Below are 16,865 nucleotides of genomic sequence, written 5' to 3' on the forward strand. Positions count from 1 at the left end.
GGCACGCCGGCCCGCCGCCGGTCACTCTCCTCGATATGTCGAAGGTCGGCAGACCGTTTCGATTGGCACGACCGAAAGCGGCGTGCCCTGACTGAGAAGAAAGGGATACCCATGACCAGTCACCCGATCACACAAGTCTCGCGCCGCTCGGTGCTGAAGGGCCTCACCGCCCTTGGTGCCGGCACGCTACTGGTGCCGTCCGTACTGCGCCAGGCCTATGCCGCCGCCGTGGCCGACGGCGAGGTCGTCACCGGCTCGCATTTCGGCGTCCACTACGCCAAGGTCGAGGGCGGCAAGCTCGTCGCCGTGCGTCCGCACGAAGCCGACCTCGTCCCGGTCGAGCAGGCGACGACGCTGGTCGACTGGGCCTATTCGCCGACCCGCATCAAATATCCGATGGTCCGCAAGGGCTTCCTGAAGGACGGCGTCAACAGCGACCGCACCGAGCGCGGCAAGGGCGAGTTCGTGCGCGTTTCCTGGGACGAGGCGCTCGATCTCGTCGCCAGCGAATTGAAGCGCGTCAAGGACGAGCACGGCAACGGCTCGATCTATGGCGGGTCCTATGGCTGGCGCACGCCGGCGATGCTGCACAACTGCTTCAACAACCTCTATCGTCTCCTCAACCTCAACGGCGGCTTCGTCGACGACGTCAACACCTATTCCACGGGCGCGATCCGCGTGATTCTGCCCTATGTGATCGGCACCTCCTACTACGACTCCTCGACCTGGCCGAGCATCATCGAGAACACCGAACAGATCGTGTTCTGGGGCTCCGATCCGGCCGTCACCAGCCGCATCGGCTGGTCGGTCCCGAACCATGCCGGCCTCAAATACCTTGAGGAGTACAAGGCAACCGGCAAGCCGTCGATTTCGGTCAACCCGATCAACACCGAAACCGCCAAGCTGCTCGGCTCCGACTGGGTGGCACCGCGTCCGGGCACCGACGTCGCCATGATGCTCGGCATCGCCCACACGCTGGTCGCCGAGGATCTGCACGACACCGAATTCCTTGCCAACTACTGCTCCGGCTTCGAGGAGTTCTCCGCCTATCTGAAGGGCGAGCCCGACGGCACCGAGAAGACGGCCGAATGGGCCGCCGAGATCTGCGGCGTCGACGCCGACAAGCTGAAGGAAATGGCTCGCTCCATGGCCGCCAAGCGCACGCTGATCACCATGGGCTGGTCGATCCAGCGCCAGGACCATGGCGAGCAGGGTCCGTGGATGGCCCATACGCTGGCCTGCATGCTCGGCTATATCGGCCTGCCCGGCGGCGGCGCCGACTTCACGCTGCATTACGCCAGCTACGGCACGCCGAAGGGCCACGGCCCGTCATTCGCCGGCTTCCCGGCGGGCGAGGCCTCCAAGGAGGTTCCGGCGCCGATCCCGTGCTCGCGCGTGCCGTGGGCGCTGGCCAATGCGGGTGAGAAATACGACTACAACGGCCAGGAATACACCACACCGGATCTCAGGCTGGTGATCTGGGCCGGCGGCAACCCGTTCCACCACCACCAGGAACGCAACAAGCAGATCGATTTCTGGCAGAAGCCGGAGACGATCATTATCAGCGACATCAACTGGACGCAGTCGGCCCGGTTCGCCGACATCGTGCTGCCGATCTCGACGCTGTTCGAACGCAACGACATCTGCAACATCAGCGAGCAGAATGCCGGCCTGTGCGCCATGCAGCAGGCGATCGAGCCGCTGTTCGAATCCAAGACCGACTTCTGGGTCTATTCCCAGGTCGCCAAGCGCCTCGGCTTCGAGGCCGAATACACCGACGGCATGGACGAGATGGGCTGGCTCAAGCACATCTACGAGGAAGGCGTTGCCAAGGCGGCGGAAAAGGGCATCGAAAGCCCGGACTTCGATACCTTCTGGAACGAAAAGAAGGTGTGGATGTACGACGTCACGGACGAGAAGCGGAACTACGTGCAGTTCGCCAAGTTCCGCGAGGATCCGCTGCTCAATCCGGTGGCGACCCCGTCCGGCATGTTCGAGATCCTGTCGCGCAAGATCGCCGGCTACGGATATGACGACTGCCCGGGCCATCCGACCTGGATGGAGCCGTTCGAGCGGCTCGGCGGCACGATGTCGGACAAGTATCCGCTGCACATGACCTCGTCGCATCCGGACTATCGCCTGCACTCGCAGCTCGATAACGCCGACCTCAGGCACTCCTACGAGGTGGAGAACCGCGAGCCGGTGTGGATCCATCCGGACGCGGCCGAGGCCCGCGGCATCGCCGACGGCGATGTGGTGCGCATCTTCAACGACCGCGGTGCGGTCCTGGCCGGTGCCGTCGTCACCGACCGGATGAAGAGCGACGTGATCCGCCTGCAGGAAGGCGCCTGGTACGACCCGGCCGAGCCGGGCACGAAGGGCGCGCTGTGCAAGCACGGCGACCCGAACGTGCTGACCTTCGACAAGGGCACCTCCAAGCTCGCCCAGGGCAACTGCGCCCACACCGCCCTCGTGGAGATCGAGAAGTACGCCGGAGACCTTCCGACGATCACCACCTTCGACCCGGTCGCCTAGGGCCGGTTCGACCTTGATGCCAACGGAACGGGCGCCTTCTGGCGCCCGTTCCTCCGGGGACACCCTGCTACACTGGAAATCGAGACATGATCCGCAAATGGTGGAATACGCTGTGGTCGCGCAAGACGCCCTTTCGCCTGGGCGTGGCGCTGATCGTCGGCGGTATCGGAGGCGTCATCTTCTGGGGCGGCTTCAACACCTTCATGGAGTACACCAACACCATGGAGTTCTGCATCTCGTGCCACGAGATGCGCGATAACGTCTATGCCGAATATACCCAGACCGTGCACTACAAGAACGCTTCGGGCGTGCGCGCCATCTGCTCCGACTGCCATGTGCCGAAGCCCTGGACGGCCAAGCTGATCCGCAAGATCCAGGCCTCCAACGAGCTGTTCCACAAGGTCATCGGGACCATCGACACCAAGGAGAAATTCCAGGAGCACCGGCTTGAGATGGCCGAACGGGTGTGGGCGACGATGAAGGCGAACGACTCCCGCGAATGCCGCAACTGCCATTCCTTCGAGACCATGGATTTCCACAAGCAGAAGGAGACCGCAGCCAAGCAGATGCAGGAAGCGATGAAGAACGGCGACACCTGCATCGACTGCCACAAGGGCATCGCCCACCATAAGCCGGATATGGCCAAGCGCGCCCGCGAAGAGGCGGCCGCCTTCATGGCCAGGACCGAGGATCTGACGGGCGACCATGTCTGGGCCAAGCGGACGACCGGACTGGTCGCGGAGCCTGCAGACGACGCCAGCAAGCTGGCGACGGTGCTGGTCGGCGTCGGCATGACCCGGCTGGAGAGCAGCGGCGACTACGTCAAGGTGCGGGTCGAGGGCTGGCAGGCCGGCCAGGTGGTGCGCGGCCAGTATGCGGGCTTCGGGTTGCGTGCCCTCAACCTGTCGATCTCGGCAAGCGCCCTCGATCAGGTCAAGAAGGGCGAGACCCGCTTCTACGAGGACGGCAACCAGGACTGGGTGCAGACCTCGCTCGACGGCTGGGTCAAGGCGGCGGACCTCACCTCCGACGACCAGATGCTGTGGTCGATCGCCGACCGGACCTTCTCCAGCCAGTGCGGTGCCTGCCATTCGCCGCCGGATCCGGCCTCGCGCGATGCGCTCGCCTGGCAGACGGACGTCGACACCTACGCCCCGAGGACCAGCCTGACGGGAGAGGAAAAACGCTTCGTCCTGCGCTACCTGCAGGTCCACGGCGCCGGCTCCAAGGAAGCCATGGCGATCAACTGACCGGCAGAAAAACCGACAAATACCAGGCCGCCCGGAGCGTTTTCCGCCCGGGCGGCTTTTTTGTCGGGGAAGGGGGCTATTTGCCGGCGGACCGCTTCAGTTCGGCGATGCGGGCGAAGGCGGCGTCGCGGCTGTCGAACAGGTTGGGATCGTAGCTCGCCGACAGCGGTTCGTCGGTCACCTTGGTCTCGTCGGCCTCGCGCTCCACATAGCGCACGGTGCCCAGCGAATGGGTGACGTTGATCTTCTTGCCGCGATGGGCGAACGCCACCCAGGCCTCCGGCCAGATGCGGCAGTCCCTGTAGTTGACGACGAAATACCAGTGGCGGCCGGTGGTCGCGATCACACCGTCGATGACATCGTGGAAGTCGTTGACGGTCTTGGAATTCTTGAAGACGAAACCGCTGAAGTCGATCTCGATGACGTCGAGGTCGTCGAGGATGCGCACGCGCGAGGCGTATTCCCGGAAATCCTCCTGGGACAGCTCGCTGGCGCTGCTTGTGTGACCGGTTTCGCCGCCGGCGTCGTAGACGGAGTCGGCAAGGCCGGCGACGGCCTTTTCGAGCCGCACGCAGCCGCGCAGGGCAGTGTCCAGGAAGCGGGTACGCTCGTCCTTCGAGAGGTCCTCGAAATCCCTGAGGATTTCCAGCGAGCCGCGGATCGCCGTCAACGGCGCGATGAATTCCTCTTCGACCTTGGTACTGAGGGCGACGGTCTCCTTGGCGCCCGACCCGTCCCTGTCCATATCGCGGCTCCCAAACGGTCGGGCTCAGATCGCCAGGTATTGCTGGCGCAGGTCGGCGTTGTCGAGCACCTCCTGGGAGACGCCGTCGAACACCACCTGACCCATGTCGAGGATGATCGCGCGGTCGGCCAGATGCAGCGCGGCGATCGCGTTCTGCTCGACGATGATGGTGGTCATGCCGAGGTTCTTGATCTGCTCCAGCGTGCGCTCGATCTCCTGCACGATGACCGGGGCGAGGCCCTCATAGGGCTCGTCGAGCAGCAGCAGCTTGACGTCGCGGGCGAGCGCCCGGCTGATCGCCAGCATCTGCTGCTCGCCGCCGGACAGCGTGATGCCCTCCTGGTTGCGCCGTTCGCCGAGGCGCGGGAAGAGGTCGTAGATGCGCTCGATCGACCAGCCGACGGGCGGGGAGATCTGGGCAAGTTGCAGGTTCTCCTCCACCGTCAGGCCGGCGATGATGCGCCGGTCTTCCGGCACCAGACCGATGCCGTTGAAGGATGCCTGGTGCGCGCGCATGCTGTGCAGCGGCTTGTGGTCGAGCCAGATCTCGCCGTGCTTCAGGTTCGGCGAATCGACACGGGCGATGGTCCGCAGCGTCGAGGTCTTGCCGGCGCCGTTGCGGCCGAGGAGGGCGACGATCTCGCCCTCGCGGATGTCGAAGCTGACGCCCTGGACGATGTAGCTCTCGCCGTAATAGGCATGGACGTCCCAGCAGGAAAAGAAGGCCCGCTGGCCGCCTGTGGTCAGCGTCGGCTTCTTGCCGGGGGCGGCGCCTGCGAACGGGTCGTCGGCGAGCAGCGACGGGCCCGGCTTTTTCTCGGGAGCCGGGCTCCCCTGGTTGAGATCGGTCATAGGTGCGCGCCTCCGAGATAGGCTTCCTGAACCTTCGGGTTGCCCTTGATGTTCTCCGGCATGTCCTCGACGATCACCGTGCCCTGGGCGAGCACGGAGATCTTGTCGGCGAGCGAGAACACCACATGCATGTCGTGTTCGATGACGACCATGGTGACGCCGCGCTGGGCGATGGTCTTCATCAGGTCGATGGTGTTGTTGGTGTCGGCCCGGGCCATGCCGGCGGTCGGCTCGTCGAGAAGCAGCAGCTTGGGATCCTGCACCAGGCACATGGCCAGTTCCAGGCGCCGCTTGTCGCCGCGCGAAAGCTGGCCTGCGATGTCGCCGGCCTTGGCGGCAAGGCCGACGTCCTCCAGCATGACCATGGCCTTGTCGCGGATCGCCGTCTCGGTCTTGATCTGGCGCCAGGCGTTGAGTGTGAAGATGCCGTCGCGCTTGGCGAAGGCCGGGATCATGACGTTGTCGACGAGGCTCAGCTCACCGAAGATCTCCGGCGTCTGGAAGACGCGGCTGACGCCGATCTGGTTGATCTCGTGCGGCTCGATGCCGAGCAGCGACGTGCCGTCGAAGGTGACGGTGCCGGTGTCCGGTTCCAGCCGGCCGATGAAGCAGTTGAGGAGCGTCGACTTGCCGGCGCCGTTGGGGCCGATGATGGCATGCACGGTGCCGGCGTCGACGGTCAGGTTGACGTTGTTGAGGGCCTTCAGGCCACCGAAGTTCTTGTTGACGTTCTTGACGGAAAGAATGCTCATTTTTCTCTCCTCACTCGGCCGCCGCGGAGGCCCGATCAGAGGCCTTGCCGCTCTTGCCGCCGCCCATCAGGCGGGAGATGCCGGTGCGGATGCGCCTGAAGCCTTCCATCAGCCCGCCGGGCAGGAAGATGACGATCAGCATGAACAGGGCGCCGAGCGTCAGGTGCCAGCCCTCGCCGACGAACAGCGAGGAGATAGAGACCAGGGCGTGCTGCAGGGTCTCCGGCAGGAAGCTGTATGCCTGCATCAGGATGCCCTCGTTGAAGGACGAGAAGATGTTCTCGAAATATTTGATGACGCCGGCGCCGATCACCGGGCCGAGCAGGGTGCCGGCACCGCCGAGGATGGTCATCAGAACGACCTCGCCGGACGCCGTCCACTGCATGCGTTCGGCACCGGCCAGCGGGTCGGTGACGGCCATCAGGCCGCCGGCAAGGCCGGCATACATGCCGGAGATGATGAAGGCGGCGAGCGCATAGGGCTTGGTGTTGAGGCCGGTATAGCTCATCCGGTTCTGGTTCGACTTCACCGCGCGCAGCATCAGGCCGAAGGGCGAGCGGAAGATGCGCATGGAGATGAAGAAGCACAGGATCAGCAAGACGGCGCAGAAATAGTACCCGGAGTTGAACTGCAGCGTCTGGCCGAACAGCGTCGTCTCCACCGTTGAGTTCATGTCGATCCCGAAGAAATTGGAGACCGGGAGCGCCGCCCCGTAGTCGATACCGGCGGCGGTGTCGAGGATCCGCGGGTCGGACTGGTCGAGCTGCAGGCCGGTCTCGCCGTTGGTGATCGGGGTCAGCACCGAATAGGCGAGGTTGTAGCACATCTGGGCGAAGGCCAGCGTCAGGATCGAGAAGTAGATGCCCGAGCGGCGCAGCGAGATGTAGCCGATGACGGCGGAGAACAGGCCGCCGAGCAGGATGGCGAAGAAGATCGCCGGCAGCGGGTTCATCGACAACAGCTTGAACGACCAGACCGCGGTGTAGGAGCCGACGCCGAGGAAGGCGGCGTGGCCGAAGGAGAGGTAGCCGGTCAGGCCGAACAGGATGTTGAAGCCGAGGGCGAAGATGCCGAAGATCGCGAACTTCTGCAGAAGGTCCGGATAGCCGGCGCCGATCGGGGTGAAGATGAAGGGCGCGGCAAACACCACGATCGTGAAGCCGATCAGGAGAAGCACGTCGTTGCGGTTCATTGTAAGGCTCATAACTCAGTGCTCCATCACGCCCTTGCGGCCCAACAGGCCACGCGGCCGGACCAGGAGGATGACGACGGCGATCAGGTAGATGATGATCTGGTCGATGCCCGGGAAGATGTCCTTGACCTCGTTCATGGAGGCAAAGCTCTGCAGGATGCCGAGCAGGAAACCGGCCAGCACCGCGCCGGGCAGCGATCCCATGCCGCCGACCACGACCACGACGAAGGACAGGACCAGGAAGTCCATGCCCATGTGGTAGTCCGGACTGAGGATCGGCGTGTACATGGCGCCGGCAAGGCCGGCGACGACGGCGGCGATGCCGAAGACGACGGTGAAGCGCCGGTCGATGTCGATGCCGAGGAGGCCGACGGTCTCGCGGTCGGCCATGCCGGCGCGCACGACCATGCCGAAGGTGGTGAGCTGCAGGAAGGCGAACACGCCGCCGATCACGGCGAGCGAGAACAGGAAGTAGATCAGGCGCCAGGCCGGGTAGACGACGTTGCCGGCGTCGAAGCCGAGGGCGATGCCGAAGTCGATCATGCCCTGGGCCGCTTCCGGGGCCGGCTGCGGGATCGGGTTGGCGCCGAAGAAGCTCTTGATGATCTCCTGCAGCACGATGGCAAGGCCGAAGGTCACCAGGATCTGGTCGGCGTGCGGGCGCTTGTAGAAGAAGCGGATCAGGCCGCGCTCCATGGCGATGCCGACGATCAGCATCACCGGCACGGCGACGAGAACCGAGAACGGGACGGAAAAGTCGACGACAAGGCGGCCGAACTCACCGAACCAGGCCTCCATATAGGGCTGGCGGATTTCCATCGGCGTGCCCCAGGCCGTCGTCTGGGTCGGATCGAGGGTGACCTTTTCCATGCCCAGGAACGCCTTGACGGCGACGGCGCAGAAGGCGCCGAGCATGAACAAGGCGCCGTGGGCGAAATTCACCACGCCCAACGTTCCGAAAATGATCGTCAGGCCAAGCGCGATCAGCGCGTAGGCGCCGCCCTTGTCCAGACCGTTGAGGATTTGCAGCAGAATCTCGTCCATGGATCTCGCTCACGTCGAAGGGGCGGCCGCCCCCGAAGGGGCGACCGTGTTGCTTGCGAAAAAGCGGGGTGATCAGGCGCCGTCGTTGTACGGGCCAAGCTCGCCGCCGAGCAGCTCGGCCGGGTACTCGACCTGGGCGCGCGGGGTGATTTCAACGACTTCCAGAAGGTCGTAGTTGGAGGAGGGGTTCTCCTTACCCTTCACGACCAGGACGTCCTTGAAGCACTGGTGGTCGGCGGCCCGGTATTCGGTCGGGCCGTTGCCGAGACCGTCGAACGAGAAACCTTCCAGGGCCGCACCGACCGCCGACGGGCGGAACGAGCCGGCGCGCTGGCAGGCATCGGCGTAGAGGATGGTCTGGCAGTAGCAGGTGTGGGCCGCCTGGGACGGCGGGAAGCCGTACTTCTGGCCGAACGACTTGACGAACGCCTTGGAGCCCTCGTCCTGCAGCGACCAGTGCCAGTTGGTGGAGCCGAAGATGCCCTTGATGGCATCGCCGGCGCCCTGGGCCATCAGGCGCGAGAACAGCGGCACGACGATGGCGAACTTCTTGCCGTTCACTTCCTTGTCGCGCAGGCCGAACTGGACCGCCTGGGTCAGCGAGTTGACCATGTCGCGGCCGTAGTGGTTGAGCACCAGAACGTCGGCGCCGGAGTTGAGGACCGGCGTGATGTACTGGGAGAAGTCACCGGCACCGAGCGGGGTGCGCACGGCCGCGACCGTCTCCCAGCCGAGCTCTTCGGTGTACTTCTTGATCGAGCCTTCCTGCGACCAGCCCCAGGTGTAGTCGGCGGTCAGGTGGTAGGCCTTGCGGTCGGAGCCGAAGTTGTTCTTCAGCACCGGGGCCAGCGCGGCGCCGGTCATCTCGGTGTTGAAGAAGTGGCGGAAACCGTTGGCCCGCTTGTCCTTGCCGGTGGTGTCGTTGGAGTGGGTGAGGCCGGCCATGAAGATGACGCCGGCTTCCTGGCAAAGGCCCTGCACGGCGATGGCGACGCCCGAGGACGAGCCGCCGGTGATCATCACAGCGCCGTCCTTCTCGATCATGCGCTTGGCACTGGCGCGGGCGGCGTCGGACTTGGTCTGGGTGTCGCCGGTGACGAAGGCGACCTTCTTGCCGTTGACGCCCTCGCCCTTCAGCTCCTTGGAGGAGAAGGTGCTCAGCATGCCGCCGTCGCCTTCGCCGTTGAGGTGCTCGACCGCAAGCTGGTAGGCGCGCAGCTCGTCCGCGCCCTCGTCGGCGTAGGCGCCGGTCTGCGGTACGTTGAAGCCGAGGGTGACGGTGTCGCCGGTCGGCTCGTTCATGTATTCGGCGGACCAGGCGCGGCTGGTAAAGATCGTCGGTGCGGCAAGGCCGACACCGGCAGCGGCCGTGCCTTTCAGCAGGCCGCGACGGTTTACATATAATTTGCTCATGAAAAAAACTCTCCCTTGCAGCGTTTCCCTAGGGTTAAGCCGAATGGCCGGCCTTTAGCGTCCAGGCTCTTTTCGGCCCGCGGGCGATTGTCTCGCCCGGCGCCAAACTGAACCAACGCTGTCAAATGCACAATAAGCAATTGGAACTAATTGCTTTTTCTGTAAATCTATTTCATTATTTGGATGTTAAGTTGTCAATAATTGACAAGCGAGCGATCGCGACAATACCCGCCAAGGGAGCAAAACCCCGTGGAATCGTCGATTCTCGGCACCCGCATAAGACAACGCAGGCGCGAAATCGGCCTCACCCAGGCCGAGCTCGCCCGCCGGATCGGCATCTCCCCGTCCTATCTGAACCTGATCGAATGGAACAAGCGGCGGATCGCCGGCGGCCTGTTGCGGCGCACGGCCGAGGCGGTCGACCTGACCGTGGAGGAACTCGACGACGATACCGGCAGGCGGCTGCTCGACAGGCTGAGCGAAATCGCCCAGCTTCCCGAACTGGCCGATGTCGGGATCGAGGAACACCGGACCAACGAGTTCGTCGGCCGCTTTCCCGGCTGGGCGCAAGGCATGGCGGCGCTCGCCCAGTCGGAGCGCGAGGCGACGGTGCGGGCGCAGATCGTCGCCGACCGGCTCTCCAACGACCCGTTCCTCAGCGAGACGGTGCACCGCATGCTGACGCGGATCGCGGCGATCCGGTCGGCGGCCGAGATTCTCTCCGACTATCCCGAGGTGCCGCAGGCGCGCCGCCAGCGCTTCACCGATATCGTCAACGAGGAGAGCCGGACGCTGACCGGCATCGCCGAGGCGCTCGCCGCCTATCTCGACAAGGTGGAGGCGAGCGACCGCAAGCTGACGCCGGTCGACGAGGTCGAGGCGCTGTTCGCGGAGCGCCAGAACCGCTTTGCCGAACTGGATGCGGCCGCCGCGCCGCTGGCGTCCCGGCTCTCCTCGCTGCATCCCGGCGGCAGGCGCGACGAGGCACGGGCACTCGCCGAGGCGCATCTCCAGGAGATCGTGGAATCGCTCTGCCGGCAGCCGCCGATCGAGACCGCTGCGGCGCGCGCGCGGGCCCGCCGGCGGCTGATGGACTACGCCACCGGCGCCGTGTTGATGCCGCTTGCCGATTTCGTCTCGCGCGCGGCCGACCTCCGCTACGACATCGAAGCGCTGGCCGAGGCGTTCGCCGCCGAGGTGGAATCGGTCTGCCTGAGGCTGACCGCGCTGTCGCCTGGCAAGGAGACGCCGCGCTTCGGCTATTTCCGGGCCAATGCGGCCGGCACCATCATCGAGATGCTCGGCCTTGAGGGCCTGACCGTGCCGCGCTACGCCGCGGCCTGTCCGCTCTGGGTGCTTTACCGGGCGCAAGGCTCGCCGGAGGCGGTGCTGCCGCAGCGGGTGTTGTTTCCCTCCGGCGCGCGCTTCGTGTTCGTCGCCCGCGCCACCGGCGTCGGGCCGAGCGGCTTCGGGCGGCCCCGGCATTATGTTACCGACATGCTGGTGATGCGCGAGGCCGATGCAACCCACACGGTCTACGGTCCGGACCCGAGGGCGCTGGTGGAGGAGGTCGGGCCCAGTTGCCGGCTGTGCCCGCGCCGGTCCTGCCTGCACCGGGTGGAAGACCCCTTTGCCGAATAGCAGCGCGCGGCGGCGCCTGGCATAACACCAATTCCTCAATTGCCACTCCGCGCCAATTATCGTGTAATCGCGCCGACGCCTGCATCAGACCAGTGCGCAGTGGAGGAAGCGAAAACAATGGCAAAACGCGTGTTGCTGGCCGAGGACGAACCGAACATCGTGGAATCGCTCACCTTCCTTCTGGAACGGGCGGGCTTCGATGTCGCCGTCGAGACCGACGGACGCAAGGCGCTCGACAAGGCGCTGGCCGACACGCCCGACGTGCTCATCCTCGACGTCATGCTACCGGAAATCGACGGCTACGAGATCCTGCGCCAGTTGCGCGCCGACCGGCGTGCCGACCGGCTGCCCGTCCTGATGCTGACCGCAAAGGGCCAGCGCGAGGACCGCGATACGGCGCTGGAATGCGGCGCGGACCTGTTCATCACCAAGCCGTTCGCGAATTCCGAAATCGTCGCCGCCGTCGAAAAGCTCTCCGACGGCCGCCCCGCATAGCCGCCGCGGCGGCTCGCTCTTTGAGGCGCGTGCCATGAGCGACCATCCGGAAGTCCAGTTCCTCCACCGCCAGACCCGGGACCGTGCCATCGTCCTGGTCATCTTCGGCGTTGCCGTGCTGATGCCGCCGATGGTCGGCATCTCGCTGATCCCGCACAAGATCGCCGGCATTCCGGTGCCGCTGCTCTACGTGTTTTCCATCTGGATCTGCCTGATCGCCGTTGCCTTCGTGCTGGCGCGGCGATTCGGCGACACCGATCCGACCGTGTCGTCCCACGATCCGGCGCCCTGATGCTGTCCGTCAATTTCCTGCTCGCGGTCTGCCTCGGCTATGTGGCGCTGCTTTTCGCCGTCGCCTTCATCGTCGACCGGCGCAACCGGCGCGGCCCGATCGGCTGGCTGCAGTCGCCCGTCATCTACACCCTGTCGATCTCGGTCTACTGCACGTCCTGGACGTTCTACGGCGCGGTCGGGTCGGCGGCGCGCAGCGGGCTGGAATTCGTCACCATCTATACCGGGCCGACGCTGGTCTTCATCGGCTGGTGGTGGCTGCTCCGCAAGCTGGTGCGGATCGGCCGGGTCCACCGGGTGACCTCGATCGCCGACCTCATCTCCTCGCGCTACGGCAAGAGTCCGAGCCTTGCCGTGCTGGTCACGCTGATCGCGCTGATCGCGACGACGCCCTATATCGCGCTGCAGCTCCAGTCGGTGACGCGCAGCTACCAGATCATCGCCGGCGAGGCCGACGTCGTCTCCACGGCGTTCTGGGTCGCCGCCGGCATGGCGCTCTTCACCGTGCTTTTCGGCACGAGGAACCTCGACGCCAACGAGCGCCACCACGGCGTCGTCGCCGCCATCGCCCTTGAGGCGATCGTCAAGCTGGTGGCGCTGATCGCCGTCGGCGTCTTTGCTACCTTCGGCCTGTCGGGCGGGTTCGACGATGTCTTTGCCAATGTGTCGATGGAGGATATCCGCGGCGCCGGCGACATCTTCGGGCCGCGCTGGGCGACGCTGACGTTCCTGTCGGCCGCCGCCGTCATCTGCCTGCCGCGCCAGTTCCAGGTCACCGTCGTTGAAAACATCGAGGAGCGGCACCTGGCGACGGCCTCCTGGCTGTTCCCGCTCTACCTCTTCGGCATGACGCTGTTCATCATGCCGATCGCCATCGTCGGCCTGAAGATGATGCCGGCGGGCAGCAATCCGGACTTATTCGTCCTGACCCTGCCGCTCGCCTCGCAACGGGACGACCTGGCGCTGCTCGCCTTCCTCGGCGGCTTTTCCTCGGCGACCTCCATGGTCATCGTCGCTGCGATCGCCGTCTCCACCATGGTCTCCAACCATATCGTCATGCCGGTGGCGATGCGGTTGCTCGCGGCCAACCCCGCCGTCAGCGGCGACGTGCGCAACCTCCTGCTGGTTTCGCGGCGGATCAGCATCGCGCTCATCCTCGGCCTCGGCTTCCTCTATTTCTGGGTCAGCGGCGGCTCGACGGCGCTTGCCGCCATCGGCCTCATCGCCTTCGTCGGCGTCGCCCAGTTCCTGCCGAGCCTCGTCGGCGGCATCTTCTGGCGCGGCGCGACGCGGGTCGGCGCCATCGCCGGCCTCAATGTCGGCTTCGTCTTTTGGGCCTATACGCTGTTCCTGCCGAGCTTTGCCGGCGATTTCTCCGGCACGGCCGCGTTCCTTGCCGAGGGTCCGTGGGGGATTGCGCTTCTGCGGCCGCAGGCGCTGTTCGGGCTGACCGGGCTCGACCCGCTCGTCCACGCGGTGATCTGGAGCGTCGGGCTGAACACGCTCACCTTCCTCGTCGTCTCCAGCCTGGTGACGCCCGGGGCGCTGGAACGGCTGCAGGGCGCGCTCTTCGTCGACGTCTACCGCACCACGGGCGGCCGGCCAGCCGGCGTCCAGGTCGGAACGGCGCAGTCGGAAGACCTCTTCATCCTCGCCCAGCGCATCCTCGGCGCGGAACCGGCGCGGCGGCTGTTCGACGAGATGTCGCGCAGCCAGGGCAGGGCCGGCGGCCTGCCGCATCCGACCGACGATGTGATCGGCCGCCTGGAACGGGAGCTTGCCGGCTCGATTGGGGCGGCTTCGGCCCACGCCATGGTCACCCGTATCGCCGGGCGCCAGACCGTGGAGATCACCGACCTCTTCGACATCGCCGACGAGACCCAGCGGCTGATCGAGACCTCGCGCCGGCTGTCGGAGAAATCCATCGAGCAGGAGCGGACCGCCCAGCAGCTTCGTAATGTCAACGAACGGCTGAGGGCGCTCGACGCCCACAAGGACGATTTCCTCAGCCAGGTCAGCCATGAACTGCGCACGCCGATGACCTCGGTGCGCTCGTTCTCCGAAATACTGATGACCGAAAAGAGCCTCAGCGAGGATGAGCGCGACCGGTTCGTCTCCATCATCCACGACGAGAGCCGGCGGCTGACCCGTCTGCTCGACGAACTCCTCGATATCAGCCGGCTGGAGGCGGGGGCCTCGGTCGTCGACGTGGAGCCGATCGATGCGCGCCAGGCGATCGATGCGGCGCTTGCCGCCGTCGACAGCATGACCCGCAATTCGGAGGTCGACGTCACCGTCGACCCGGACCCGAGCGGGCTTAACATCATGGCCAATTCGGACCGGCTCCGGCAGGTGCTGATCAACGTCCTGTCCAACGCCGTCAAATACAACGCCGCGGAAGAGCCGAGCATCCTCGTGCGGACCAATGTGCGCGGCCCGGTCGTCCATGTCGACATCATCGACAATGGCGGCGGCGTCTCGCGCCAGGATGCGACCGTGGTGTTCGAGAAGTTCGCCCGCGGCAGCCGCGCCAGCCGCGACCAGGGCGCCGGCCTCGGCCTGCCGATCAGCCGCGCCATCATGCGGGCGATGAAGGGCGACCTCGTCATCGTCTTTGCCAATGACGACACCAGCTATTTCCGCATCATCCTGCCGCTGGAAAGCCGCACCGAGAAGCCGGCGGGATAGAACGGCAGGATCTCAGGCCGACAACGAAAAAGCCCGGCGGAGCGACCCGCCGGGCTTTTTTGACGTGTTCGGTGCCGTTCGACGCCGGATCAGTAGATCGAGCGGGTCGGCAGGGCGGCGATTGCGGTGCCGCTGAAGGCGTCCATGCTGAGCGGTGCCGGCGCATTGCCGGAGAAGTCGTTGACCACCGTGCGCCCCGGCACCGACATGAAATAGGCGATGCTGCGCTGGTCGGGGTGGTAGAGCTCGGCAAAGGCGGTGGTGCCGGCGGAATGGGCGTCGACGAAGAGGCGCGGCGCCTTGGCCATGCGGCCGGTCGGATCGTTCGGGTCGTCGGATCTGGCGATCGTCGTGCCGTCGGCGCCGATGCGGGCATCGCCCTTCAGGCTGGCCAGGGCCCGCGGACGCGGGTTCGGTCGCGGCGAGGCCGACGGGACGGCGGTATCCGCCAGGCGACGGGTTTCGTCGAAGATCGAACCGGGTTTCGATGCCGGTACCGCGGAGGCATAGCCGAGAACGGCTGCCGTGTTGTCTTCGTCGATCGCGGCGACCTCGGTGCCGTCACGCGGAATCGTCGCGGTGACTGTGGCGTCCGCCTCTTCGGTGCCGGCCGAGGCGACCACGGTCGGTACGGCCGGCTTCAGGCGCGGGATCGCGGTATCGTCGACGAGCGCGGCAATGGCGGTCTCGGTGACCGGTTTCGGACGCGGCGGCGGGGCATCGGCCCGGATCACGAATTTCGGCTCTTCATCCACTGCCGGTGGCTCGGGCGCCGCCGGTTCGGCTGCGGCCTCGGCCGGTTGCGGCTCGGTGTTGTCGGTGCCGACATTGCTGCCGAAAAGGGCATTGGTGGCCGGCGTCAGCGACGCGACGCGGGTCTGGTCGTCGGTGCCGACCGGGGCCGGCGGGACCGGCCCGTTGCGCCTTACGGCGACCTGCGGTGTGCGGACGGCCTTGGCAGGCGCTGCGGCGACCTCGGTGCGACCGCTCGCCTCGACGCCGCTGCCATCCTCTTCCTCGTCGAGACCGCCGCCGAACAGGGCACTCAAAAAGCCCTTGCCGGTGCCCTTCTCGCGCAGCACGCCTTCGTCCCAGCCGCCGTTGCGCCCGCCGGTGGTCGGCGCGGTGAGCGAGGCGACGCGGGTGGAGCGCTGGGCGAGGCTCTTGCCGGACTTGGCGCGCGAGAGCGCGGTCTTGTAGCCCGGCAGCGGCTTGCCGTCGGACGGCACATGCAGGGTGTTGCCGTTGGGGAAGACCTGGACGAGCTGGCTCCGGGTCATGCGCGGCCAGTGGCGCACGCGGCCGGTGTCGAGGTGAATGAACTTGGAATGGGAGCGCGGATAGTAGCCGACGCCGCCGACCTGCTGCCGCAGGCCGATGACCCGGATCTTCGACGACTTCACGCCGGGGATGAAGAAGTCCATCGCCTTGCCGAGCGTGTGCTGGCTGAACTTGGCGACGCCGCGCGAGCGCCGGCGCAGCATGTTGTTGGTGGCCGGCGAGCGGTAGCCTGAGACCACGTGGATCGGCGTGCTGGTGCCGGTCCTCTGGTAGACCGACCATATCAGGTCGAACAGGCGCGGATCCATCTTGATGGATTCATTGCGCCGCCAGTCGCGCAGGAACCGGTTCAGGTCGCGCAGGCCGGACGCGACGTAACGCCCGTTGCGCTTGAACGTAATGGTCGCGCGTTCGTGGGTGTGTGTGTTGTAGAGCGTCAGGCTGCGGGTTTCGGCAAAGGCGGATCCGCCGAAGGCGGTCGCGCAGAACACCGCCGCAAAGAGCGCGGTAATCAGCTTCGCCAAACCGGGCACGCCATGTGCTACAAAACCGGCGTTCGTTGTCGACAAGACACGTCCCGTACTGTTTAGCGCTGTGGTAGCGCTGGCCCCCAAGCCTACTCGATGTACGCCCGGATAGGTTAATGTCGATTTACCGCGGAGTGGAATAGCCGCCAAAAATGACGG

The 16,865-nt window shown here is 65.8% G+C and carries 13 protein-coding genes; 6 read left to right on the plus strand and 7 right to left on the minus strand.

The features are described 5' to 3' along the window. Positions 1-111: 111 nt before the first annotated feature. Both torA and CH339_RS03115 read left to right on the plus strand, forming a co-directional pair. Positions 112-2,535 carry a trimethylamine-N-oxide reductase TorA gene (gene torA, locus CH339_RS03110; protein WP_111432824.1) on the plus strand — a complete coding sequence of 808 codons (2,424 nt, stop codon included), beginning with the start codon at positions 112-114 and terminating at the stop codon, positions 2,533-2,535. An 86-nt stretch (positions 2,536-2,621) separates the two neighbouring features. Beyond that, a complete protein-coding gene (locus tag CH339_RS03115; RefSeq protein WP_111432825.1) occupies positions 2,622-3,785 on the plus strand; it encodes a NapC/NirT family cytochrome c in 1,164 nt (387 codons plus the stop codon). A gap of 76 nt (positions 3,786-3,861) precedes the next feature. On the opposite strand, the gene CH339_RS03120 is transcribed toward CH339_RS03115, so the two are convergent. The 6 genes from CH339_RS03120 to CH339_RS03145 all read right to left on the minus strand — a co-directional run bounded on the left by CH339_RS03120 (position 3,862) and on the right by CH339_RS03145 (position 9,783). After that, a complete protein-coding gene (locus CH339_RS03120) occupies positions 3,862-4,530 on the minus strand; it encodes a hypothetical protein (protein ID WP_111432826.1) in 669 nt (222 codons plus the stop codon). A 24-nt stretch (positions 4,531-4,554) separates the two neighbouring features. Further along, the gene (locus CH339_RS03125; protein WP_111432827.1) at positions 4,555-5,382 is read right to left on the minus strand and encodes an ABC transporter ATP-binding protein; all 828 of its coding nucleotides are present in this window, start codon (positions 5,380-5,382) and stop codon (positions 4,555-4,557) included. After that, positions 5,379-6,134 carry an ABC transporter ATP-binding protein gene (locus tag CH339_RS03130; protein WP_111432828.1) on the minus strand — a complete coding sequence of 252 codons (756 nt, stop codon included), beginning with the start codon at positions 6,132-6,134 and terminating at the stop codon, positions 5,379-5,381. Before CH339_RS03130 ends, CH339_RS03125 begins: the two co-directional genes overlap by 4 nt. Before the next feature lie 10 nt (positions 6,135-6,144). Then, the gene (locus tag CH339_RS03135; RefSeq protein ID WP_111432829.1) at positions 6,145-7,338 is read right to left on the minus strand and encodes a branched-chain amino acid ABC transporter permease; all 1,194 of its coding nucleotides are present in this window, start codon (positions 7,336-7,338) and stop codon (positions 6,145-6,147) included. 3 nt (positions 7,339-7,341) lie between these two features. Continuing rightward, complete coding sequence (locus CH339_RS03140; RefSeq protein WP_111432830.1) at positions 7,342-8,370, minus strand: branched-chain amino acid ABC transporter permease; 1,029 nt, start codon at positions 8,368-8,370, stop codon at positions 7,342-7,344. A 72-nt stretch (positions 8,371-8,442) separates the two neighbouring features. After that, complete coding sequence (locus tag CH339_RS03145; protein ID WP_111432831.1) at positions 8,443-9,783, minus strand: substrate-binding protein; 1,341 nt, start codon at positions 9,781-9,783, stop codon at positions 8,443-8,445. A gap of 249 nt (positions 9,784-10,032) precedes the next feature. Between CH339_RS03145 and CH339_RS03150 the strand changes: the two genes are divergently transcribed. From CH339_RS03150 to CH339_RS03165, 4 genes are all read left to right on the plus strand, one after another. Then, entirely contained in the window at positions 10,033-11,424 is a 1,392-nt protein-coding gene (locus CH339_RS03150; protein ID WP_170138383.1) for a helix-turn-helix domain-containing protein, read from the plus strand. A gap of 117 nt (positions 11,425-11,541) precedes the next feature. Beyond that, positions 11,542-11,919 carry a response regulator transcription factor gene (locus tag CH339_RS03155; protein ID WP_111432833.1) on the plus strand — a complete coding sequence of 126 codons (378 nt, stop codon included), beginning with the start codon at positions 11,542-11,544 and terminating at the stop codon, positions 11,917-11,919. Positions 11,920-11,953: 34 nt separating this feature from the next. Further along, positions 11,954-12,211: a hypothetical protein gene (locus CH339_RS03160; protein WP_111432834.1), complete on the plus strand. Its 258-nt coding sequence runs from the start codon at positions 11,954-11,956 to the stop codon at positions 12,209-12,211. Further along, positions 12,211-14,898 carry a sensor histidine kinase gene (locus CH339_RS03165; RefSeq protein WP_244668994.1) on the plus strand — a complete coding sequence of 896 codons (2,688 nt, stop codon included), beginning with the start codon at positions 12,211-12,213 and terminating at the stop codon, positions 14,896-14,898. The genes CH339_RS03160 and CH339_RS03165 overlap by 1 nt, the downstream gene beginning before the upstream one ends. A gap of 89 nt (positions 14,899-14,987) precedes the next feature. Here the strand turns inward: CH339_RS03165 and mepK are convergent, their stop codons facing one another. Continuing rightward, positions 14,988-16,712, minus strand: coding sequence for a peptidoglycan L,D-endopeptidase MepK (gene mepK / locus CH339_RS03170; protein WP_420825903.1), 1,725 nt, complete (start codon positions 16,710-16,712; stop codon positions 14,988-14,990). Between the last annotated feature and the right edge of the window lie 153 nt (positions 16,713-16,865).

The sequence above is a fragment of the Rhodobium orientis genome (genome assembly GCF_003258835.1).
In the GTDB taxonomy this organism is placed as follows: domain Bacteria; phylum Pseudomonadota; class Alphaproteobacteria; order Rhizobiales; family Rhodobiaceae; genus Rhodobium; species Rhodobium orientis.

Coding starts and splice junctions, on each gene's coding strand:
- torA (WP_111432824.1), top strand. CDS start 112: ATGACCAGTCACCCGATCACACAAGTCTCGCGCCGCTCGGTGCTGAAG.
- CH339_RS03115 (WP_111432825.1), top strand. CDS start 2,622: ATGATCCGCAAATGGTGGAATACGCTGTGGTCGCGCAAGACGCCCTTT.
- CH339_RS03120 (WP_111432826.1), bottom strand. CDS start 4,530: ATGGACAGGGACGGGTCGGGCGCCAAGGAGACCGTCGCCCTCAGTACC.
- CH339_RS03125 (WP_111432827.1), bottom strand. CDS start 5,382: ATGACCGATCTCAACCAGGGGAGCCCGGCTCCCGAGAAAAAGCCGGGC.
- CH339_RS03130 (WP_111432828.1), bottom strand. CDS start 6,134: ATGAGCATTCTTTCCGTCAAGAACGTCAACAAGAACTTCGGTGGCCTG.
- CH339_RS03135 (WP_111432829.1), bottom strand. CDS start 7,338: ATGAGCCTTACAATGAACCGCAACGACGTGCTTCTCCTGATCGGCTTC.
- CH339_RS03140 (WP_111432830.1), bottom strand. CDS start 8,370: ATGGACGAGATTCTGCTGCAAATCCTCAACGGTCTGGACAAGGGCGGC.
- CH339_RS03145 (WP_111432831.1), bottom strand. CDS start 9,783: ATGAGCAAATTATATGTAAACCGTCGCGGCCTGCTGAAAGGCACGGCC.
- CH339_RS03155 (WP_111432833.1), top strand. CDS start 11,542: ATGGCAAAACGCGTGTTGCTGGCCGAGGACGAACCGAACATCGTGGAA.
- CH339_RS03160 (WP_111432834.1), top strand. CDS start 11,954: ATGAGCGACCATCCGGAAGTCCAGTTCCTCCACCGCCAGACCCGGGAC.
- CH339_RS03165 (WP_244668994.1), top strand. CDS start 12,211: ATGCTGTCCGTCAATTTCCTGCTCGCGGTCTGCCTCGGCTATGTGGCG.